Source organism: Roseibium sp., assembly GCF_025698965.1.
Lineage (GTDB): Bacteria > Pseudomonadota > Alphaproteobacteria > Rhizobiales > Stappiaceae > Roseibium.
The window spans coordinates 1-9,085 of the sequence record NZ_JAILWL010000259.1; the positions used below are offsets into that span (position 1 = coordinate 1).

Here is a 9,085-nt window from a genome sequence, read left to right on the forward strand (position 1 = left end):
GGCAGTGGTTGAGCGGATTAGGGAAACCGTTTTGAACCAAGTGTCGGCGCGTGGATCGCGGCAGGCTCCGGATCTGCAGGAATTCAGCCAATCCGCCTCAGCATTCAATCGAGTTCGCGCCATTGCCCATCGACGGGCAAGCGGTGTGTCCAGCCGAGGTTTTAGTTCGAGTTTTCGAGGGGTGTATCCCGACAAACCTATCTTTTGCGGATGCGCCTTCCCGGGCTTTTCGAATTTCAGGAATTTGGCGATATGCATGGTGCGTTTGAATTCTGTCGCCCATGTCGGTTGTGTTGTGAATACACCGGCCACAAGGCCGGTGAACCAGACAAGCGTGATCGCTCGAAAAACAAGAGTGCCAATAAACCGCATCGACTTCTGCCCTGTTCAGGCACGCCGATGCATTTATTTTTCTCGTAGAGCTTCGGTTCGCGCCTTGATTATTGGCTTCAACAAATAGTCGAGAACCGTTTTATTTCCGGTTAAGATCGAGGCATTTACGACCATTCCCGGTATTATTGGTAAATGATTGCTTTCTGTTCCTAACGAATTCTTGTCAGTTCTTACAATTACTCTATAAAAAGTCTTTCCCTCTTCGTTGGTGATAGTGTCCGCACCGATACGTTCGACCACGCCGGTCAGGTCACCATAAATGGTGTAATCATAAGCTGTTACCCGTACGCGGGCCGGTTGGCCGGGAAAAAGAAAGGCGACATCCTGCGGGCGGATCTGGGCTTCGATCAAAAGCGTATCGTCCAGCGGTACGATCTCGGATATGCTCTCGCCAGGTGACACGACAGCACCGATTGTCGCCACCGAGAATTTGTTGATGATGCCTCGGACAGGTGCCCTCAAAACAGTGCGGTGAACCTTGTCTTTCGCCGATTTGACGGTTTCTTCCAGGACGGTCAGCTGGTTCAATGTCAAAGTAAGCTCTTCATGGGCCTTTGCACGGAAACCGAGAATGGCACTTTCAAGACGCGCCGACGCTTCAGTGATCGCTGCCGTCGCGCGCGGGATCGAGGCTCGAAGCACGTCTACCTCAAGGCTGCCCGCCTTTGTTTCCCGCTCCAGCCTCAACAGATCCATTTTCGGATATGCCCCGGCTGTGGCGAGTTCCTGAGCACGGCGCAGCTCTTCGTCGAGCAATTCGGCGGTTTGCTTTGTGCTCACCAGGCGTGTTTCCAGTTCCACTTTTTCCAGGCTGCGCTGGGAGAGCTGCTGCTCGATAACGGAAAGCTCCTGCTCGAGCGCGGTTCTGCGCGCGTCGAACAAGGCAAGTTCGCGTGCTGCGACAGGCTGTTCGATTTCTGTCGGACTGAAAGTAAGGCTTTCGCCGCGGGCTTCGGCTTCAAGACGCCTGGCCTTTATCAGCAGCGCGGAGCGTTGCTGCTCAAGCTCGCCGAGATCGGACGCAAAGTCGGTATCGTCAATACGTACGAGCGGTTGCCCGGCTTCAACCACATCGCCTTCCTTGACGAAGATTTCGGCGATAAGCCCGCCTTCAAGAGATTCAACCACCTGAATCTGGCTTGACGGAATAACACGTCCGTCGCCGGTCGTGACCTCTTCGATCTCTGCAAAATGTGCCCAGACCGCAAGTGCTGCCAAAAGCAGGAGAAGCACGAGCAGGAGCCCCCAGATTCCGGTGTTCCGCCGACGGTCCAATGCCGCGCGAACATCGTTTGCAAAATCCTCATCCACCCTGGCCATGCGTGCCTCCGGAAAAGGGTGGGGCGGGCGGTGCGTTGTTTTGTGCACCGGCCTTCAGCCTCGCCACGACTTCATCTTTCGGGCCATCCATCAGCAGTTTTCCCCTGTCCAGCAACAATAGACGATCGACAAGTTCCAGCGGACCGTCACGGTGTGTTGCGATGAAAAGGGTGATGCCGGTGTCGGCTATTTCTCGAAGGCGACTGCAGAGTTGCCTCTCGGACATGATGTCCAGATAGGCTGTGGGTTCATCAAGACACAGGATTTTTGGAGACCGGATAAGGCACCTTGCAAGGGCAACAGATTGTCGCTGTCCTCCGGACAGGCTGCGACCACGCTCCTCGATATGCATGTCGAGGCCGTCAGGATGGCGAGAGGAAAAGAAGTCGACGCCGGCCAGATGCACCGCGCGCTCGAGATCTTGCGCCGAGGCGTATGGTGCACCGATAAGGATATTGTCGCGCAATGTGCCGCTGAAGAGTTCTGCGTCCTGCAAGCACAGACCGACCGTGGTTCGCAGGTCCGCGGGAGAAAACTGGCGCGTATCGACACCGCCAAGCAGATAGGTGCCGGATTGCGGTTCATAGAGGCCGGAGAGAATGCGGACGAGCGTGCTCTTTCCGGAGCCGACCCGGCCGATTATGCCAACTCTTTCACCGCTCCTGACCGAAAAGCTGACGTCTTCCAGAGCCGGTATCTTGTTTTCCGGATAGGCGAGGGTCACGTTCTGGAATGCGATTTCAAGGTTGTCCGGTGTTGCGATGCTGCGGGCGACAACACCGCTTTCAGCTTGTGTTGTCATGAGCGCGTTCAGGCTTCTCATGGCGGTGCGTGCGTGCAAAAGCCGGGACAGCGTCTGCGAAATGTTGTTCAGCGGTGAAAGTACCCGTCCTGCCAGAATGTTCGCGGCGATCAGTGCGCCCACGGTGATCTGTCCGTCAAGAACCAGAAAGACCCCCCAGACGACAATCACGATCGAAACGAGCTGAAAGACAACACCTGTGAAAGACGCAGCTGTGTTGGCCCAGTATCTTGCCTTTGTAGTCGACCGGCTGGCAGCGGCAACCGCGCGGTCCCATGCCCGCCGGAACCAACTTTCACCACCGGTGACCTTGATGGTTTCCAGAGACGAAATGGTCTCGACCAGAACGGACTGACGTCGCGCAGCGTCATTCTGACTTTCGGCTAATGCCCTGGAAAGAGGGATCTGGACCAGGCTTGTCACGGCAACAACGACCGGCACCGCAAGAGCCGGAACGAAAGCCAGGGGACCAACCAGATACCACATGACCCAGACAAATATGCCGATGAACAGCAGGTCGGTCATGGCGATCACACTGGACGAAGTCAGCGCGTCGCGTACGGAATCCAGATCGCGAACCTGATTGGCAACCGCGCCCGTGGACGCCGGCCGTCCCGCAAGTTTGATGCGCAGAAAATGGTCGAACAAACGCCCAGCAACGGCCATGTCGACGCGGCGCCCGGTTTCGTCGACGATCTGCATGCGGACCATCTTCAGGACAAAGTCGAACAGAAAAGCAATCAGCACACCGATGGTAAGAACCCAGAGCGTGGGGATCGCCAGATTGGGAATGACCCTGTCATAAACGTTCATGATGAAAAGAGGACTGGCGAGGCCGAGCATATTGCCGATAAAGGCGGCGATGACAACCTGGAGATAGTTGGGCCAGAACCGCCTCACGGCCGACCAGAACCAGTCCTTTGGCGTGTCACTGGCAATTTCCTCGGTCGCAGTCTTGCCGACAGAATTGACGAATATCACCAGCGCCATCTTGGGGCCAGCTAGGTCCGATAGCTTGACCGGTCTCGATCCACCAGGAATATCGGCTGCAAAAACAGTTGCCGTATCCTTGCGCCGGTCGATCTTTTCGACAACGACCGCCTGTTCGCCTTCAAGCATGGCAATAACGGGCAATGTGACCACCGGTATTTTTGCGACTTCGCGCTGCTCGATGCGCACAACAAGTCCAAGCCGGTGTGCGGCTTCCTCGATGCGGCTGAGGGACAGACCTTCCGGGGTCATGGGCAGGCCGCGTATGAGTTCCGCCTTGTTCGCCATGCGCCCGTGATGCCGCGAAATGTGGATCAACGCTTCCAGGAGACCGTTCGACGAGGTGTTTTCGCAAGCCGACGGGAAATCGGCAGCCGTTGTCTTTCCCGGACCGGAAGCGTCATCATCCATTCGGATTTTCGCAGTCCCGTCCATTCAAAACCCTCACCATTTGCGTAAGGGCTCAATGAGACCTTTGGAGCCGACAAACCACGGCATTTCAGTATCGCCGGCCAGGCTTTCCGGAGGCGCTGCAATCCCGAACGACGCCAGAAGTTCACCGGTCGATGCCAACAGGCGATAGCGGGAAAAAACCGCAATGGTCTGGGAGCTGATAAGCTGGACACGTGAGGTAAAGGCAGAGTTCTGGGCAATCAGCAGATCTAGCAGATCACGAAGCCCCGCCTCGTATTCCTTTTCGTAACTTACGATTACGGCATCTGCGGCGACGGTCTGTTCTTTCAGAGCTTTCAGGCGGACGTCATTGGTCAGAATGTCGCTCCAGGATCTGCGGACGCTTTCGTCAACGGTCCGACGCAGCTGGTCCAGTTCCATCTTGCTCTCGGTTACCTTCTCACCGAGCTGACGCCGGCGATTGGCATCGATGGTTCCGTTGAACAAGTTCCAGGACATGGTCATGCGGACCGCAAATTCATTGTTGCGACCCGGTGTGCCGTCCAGATCCTCACCGACGGAAGCCACACCTTCCAGACCGACCTTTGGCAGAAACAGCGCCTGCGTTTTGTCGTAGTCAGCCGTTGCCGCGTCAACATCTGCGGACCCGGCCCTGAGTGCGGGATGATTGCCACGCGCCGTTGCAATGGCGCTGGCTTCGGATTTCGGGATTTTTCTCGGTGCGCGAGGAGACTTGAGAGCAGGGGGGGCAATCCCGATCACATTCTCAAACCGGGCCTTTGCAGCCCCGAGTTCCCGGAGAACATCGGCCCTCACCGCATGAACCGCGGCGACCCTTTCCTCGGCCTGACGCAGTTCGCTTTCAGTCGCAGAGCCACCTTCGACCTTGGTTCGCACCAGATTGAGAAGCCTGACATGTTCCTGAATATTGACGTCAGCGGCCTTCAGGATCCGGTGATGGCGGATGACATCGAGAAATGTCTCGGTCGCGTCCAGACCAATCAGTTCGGCGCGCTCCATGACCCGGGCAGCCGACCCGTCGATACGGGCGGACTGACGATATACCTCATTCGCTCTGGCAAAGCCGTCGAAGAAAACTTGCCGCGCGACCAATGTGGCATCGCGTGCGTTGCGCCATTCGCGGTTATTCGTGACTTCCAGCGAGTTTGGTCTGTCTATGAATTGTGCCCCGTAAGTTGCCTCAAGGTCCAGTTTAGGCAGATATGCCCCGCGAGCCTGCTCAAACTCATAGTCGACCGATCGCCGGTTCGCGGCGGCTGCCAGTACCTGAGGGTTGGTCGAAACGGCGCGCGACACGGCATCTTCCAGAGACATCGCCCTGGCGCTTTGCGTGAAAAATAACGGCAGCAGCAGTGTGACGAACAAGGCAGAGAATGGATTGAAATCCATGGTACGCCCTCGATTCAACTGATGCGCGAAGCCGGAGCAACATCTCATCAGAGTTTTGGCATTTCCCAACTTGTTCATCGTCGTACCCTGCCTACATCCCGATGATCATTCTACTGGGAACAATCTTTATAAATTACTGAATGTGACTTAGCGTCAGTTTTGCTAAATTTTCCAATAAGATCGTATTCTTTCCTTCGCCCGAAATAACCATAGCCTAGCTTATTTGGTTCCGGCAAAGACTTTTTATTAAAAAAGTGCTAAGATTTGGCTAAATCCTTTAAGATCCGTAATTTTTGCAATGATGCAACTAATGTGATGAGTGTGCGTCGTGTCCAATATTTCAAATTCCGGAATAGTAACATTTGATACTTCCGAAACTGTGGTCATTGATGCTTCGGTTACACTACCTCCTGTTGACAATTCTGCATTGTTGTTTCGTGGCGATTATACCCGCCAGGGCTCTGATCTTCTCATCAGTCATGAAGATTTCGGGTCGCTCAGGATACAGAACTTTTTTACACAACCTGATCTGCCGAACCTGTTTTCAGCCGAAGGTGCGCTGATCGATGGTGAGACTGCGGCGCAACTGGCTGGCCCCCAGGCAGCGGGGCAATATGCACAAGTTGGAGCGGGCAGTGCCGGAGCACCGATAGGATCGGTTCAAACTCTTGTCGGGACAGCGACTGCGCAACGCACCGACGGAACTGTGGTGACCTTAAGCACAGGCGATCCGGTGTTTCAGGGCGATGTCGTTCAGACCGCTACCGGTTCGTCGCTGGCCATTGTCTTTGTCGACGAAACCCTGTTTTCGCTGTCAGCCGATGCCAGAATGGTGCTCGACGAATTGATCTTCACGCCCGGTGGCTCCGGCAACTCCATGGTTATGAACCTGGTTCAGGGCAGTTTCGTGTTCGTCACCGGTCAGGTGGCGCCTTCCGGGGACATGAGGATTGAAACGCCAACCGCAACAATGGGCATTCGGGGCACGACCCCGATCGTGCAGATCAACGCGCTGGACGGGTCGACGCGGTTTTCGCTCGCCCTTGACCCGAGCGGCGTGCTTGGATCCTACCAATTGTTTGATAGGCTTTCCGGTCAATTGCTTGGAACAGTCAGCACGACCGATTCAACGTTCCTGATCCTCTCCGTTGGTGCCACGCCGATCGTGACCCCCAAAACCCAGACCGACGTTGATGCAGAACAGGGTCAGGTTCAGCAGGCGTTCGACGCGTACAGGGCAGCAGGGCTCGGTCAGGCAACGCCGAATGACGGTACCGATGGCGATGGTGGTCCGGACCAGACCGACGCAGGGCCTCCCGAAGGAATTCAGAACCCGGATGTAGTGCCGCTTGAGCCGGAAGGAGAGAATAATCCCGACTCTTCGAACCCTGAGGAAAGCGGACTTGACCTTCTAAATCCGAGTGGACCCGACGGAGCAGGCTTTGTTCAATTTGCCAGTCGGTCGACGACCCAGTCCCAGGCTGCCGAAGGAGAGGAGGAAGCTCCGCCGGATGACCTGGCAGTCGTGTTTCCAACTAATGTGACAATTGCGGAAGATCAGCCGATCAGCCTGACCGGTTTGAACATCGAAATTCCGGGAGATGGCGAGGGTACGGTTACAATTGTGGCCCGTTCAACAGTGACACTGGCCCAGACAGACGGACTCACTTTCATTACAGGTGATGGCTTCGCCGACGAGGAAATGTCATTTTCCGGATCAGAGGAAGACATCAATGCTGCTCTTTCCGGATTAACCTATACCCCGTCACCGGACAGTCTGGATGGCGGGTTGAACATTACGGTTGATGACGGCACGGAGACCGTCGAAGCCGACGTTCCAATCACCATCCAGCCGGTTGAAGATCCTCCGACCGCCTTTGATATTTCGCTGAATGTGAACGAGGACGGCACAGTGACGGCTCCGTTTGTCGGATCCGATCCGGACCCAGGCGACACAATCAGCCTTAATTCAGTGTCGGATCCCGCGCTGGGTACGGTTATCGTCAACGAAGACGGAACTTTCACATTCGATACTGACGGCGACTTTGAAACGCTGTCGGCGAACAGCACCCAGGAAGTCACGTTTGAATATACCGTGATTGACAGCACTGGCAGGGTGTCCACGAATTCCGGCCTGGTCACCGTCACTGTAGCAGGTGTCAACGACGCACCGGAGGTTGTTGCGAGCCCGCCTGCAGGATTTACGGAAGCAACGGATGCCTCTGCGCAGCCGCTCCTTGACAGCGGTTCCGTTCTTGTGAGTGACGTCGACCAGGGTGACAGTGTCACGATCTCGTTTGAGACGAATGGTGCGCCTGTCTGGAGCGGCGGAAACCTGAATGATATTTCTCCCGATCTGTCGGCAACGCTTCTGGCAGGCTTCAGCCTGGGAAGCAGCGAACTCTCTTCCCAGACAGCAGGGGAAACCGCAGATGCCGGCTTGGGTAATGCAGGACAAAGCCAAATTGGCTGGACCTATGATGCCACCGCCGACCTTGATTTCCTGGCTGAAGGTGAAACGATCACCTTTGCCTTTCTGATCACGGTCGAAGACGTCGCTGGAGAAACCGCTACCGAAATAGTGACCTTCACGATTACCGGAACCGAGGACGCCCCGGTAATTTCAGGAGGTGCCGACGGTGCGGTAGCCGAAGACGGCACTCTGGTCGTTTCGGACACGTTGATCGCAACCGACGCGGATGCGGTTGATACGCCCGTTTTCATTGCGCAGTCCGGAACACCTGGAGCTTACGGCACATTTGAGATTACCGCAGGAGGTGTGTGGACCTATACGCTCAACAATGCGGTTGCTCAGGGACTGGCCGGTGGAGAAATCGCGACAGAGACATTTGTCGTCGAGGCAACGACCGCCGATGGCGAGAGTGTAACCGAAACAGTAACCGTCACGATTGCGGGCCAGGAAGATGCGCCAGTTATTACCGGGGTTGCCAGCAACTCGGTTGCCGAAGATGGCACACAGTCTGCGTCAGGCGCGTTGAATGTTGCTGATGCAGATGCAGTCGATAACCCTGTCTTCCTTGCTCAAGCCGGTACGTCGGGGGTTTATGGAACTTTCGAGATCACGTCCGGCGGGGAATGGACCTATACGCTCGACAATACAGCGGCTCAGGCTCTGGCAGGAGAAGAGACCGCTACAGAAACCTTCACGGTCGAGGCGACAACCTCCGACGGTGAAAGCATCATCCAGATCGTCACCATCTTTGTGACCGGTCAGGAAGATGCTCCGGTAATCACCGGCACCAGCAGCGGTGCTGTGACCGAGGATGGAGTGCTGAGCGCAACCGGAACTCTTGCCGTTTCAGATGCCGATGCAATCGACAATCCGACTTTTATCGAACAGATCGGAACGGCGGGGACTTACGGCTCTCTCGATGTGACAGCGGGAGGTGTCTGGACCTATACGCTCGACAATGCAGCGGCTCAGGTTCTGACTGGCGGAGAAGAGTTCACCGAGACCTTCACGGTGTTCGCGACGACAGAAGACGGTGAGAGCGTCAGCCAGGTCGTCGAGATCACGGTGACCGGTGAGGAAGACGGACCGATCATAACGGGTACGACCAGCGGTGATGTCGAGGAGGACGGAACCCAGTCGGCCTCTGGAACTCTGTTTGTTTCCGATGCGGATGCGACCGACGATCCAACCTTCACGGCGCAAGAGGGAACCGAAGGCAGCTATGGCACCTTCGAAGTAACAGTCGGCGGCGTGTGGACTTACACGCTGGACCATGCTGCCGC

General features: G+C 56.0%; 5 protein-coding genes. 1 reads left to right on the top strand and 4 read right to left on the bottom strand.

What is annotated here, in order from left to right; all coding sequences use genetic code 11:
• The 4 genes from K5905_RS19695 to K5905_RS19710 all read right to left on the bottom strand — a co-directional run.
• Positions 1-372 (bottom strand): hypothetical protein (locus tag K5905_RS19695; protein ID WP_297586840.1); only part of this gene is annotated, 372 nt, incomplete at its 3' end.
• Between the two features lie 33 nt (positions 373-405).
• Positions 406-1,713: an HlyD family type I secretion periplasmic adaptor subunit gene (locus tag K5905_RS19700; protein WP_297586841.1), complete on the bottom strand. Its 1,308-nt coding sequence runs from the start codon at positions 1,711-1,713 to the stop codon at positions 406-408.
• Positions 1,697-3,940 (bottom strand): type I secretion system permease/ATPase, encoded by a 2,244-nt coding sequence (locus tag K5905_RS19705; protein ID WP_297586842.1) that lies wholly within the window; start codon positions 3,938-3,940, stop codon positions 1,697-1,699. The genes K5905_RS19700 and K5905_RS19705 overlap by 17 nt, the downstream gene beginning before the upstream one ends.
• Positions 3,941-3,949: 9 nt before the next feature.
• Entirely contained in the window at positions 3,950-5,329 is a 1,380-nt protein-coding gene (locus tag K5905_RS19710) for a TolC family outer membrane protein (RefSeq protein WP_297586844.1), read from the bottom strand.
• 328 nt (positions 5,330-5,657) lie between these two features.
• Between K5905_RS19710 and K5905_RS19715 the strand changes: the two genes are divergently transcribed.
• Positions 5,658-9,085: VCBS domain-containing protein (locus K5905_RS19715; RefSeq protein WP_297586846.1), on the top strand; the 3,428-nt coding region annotated here is incomplete at its 3' end.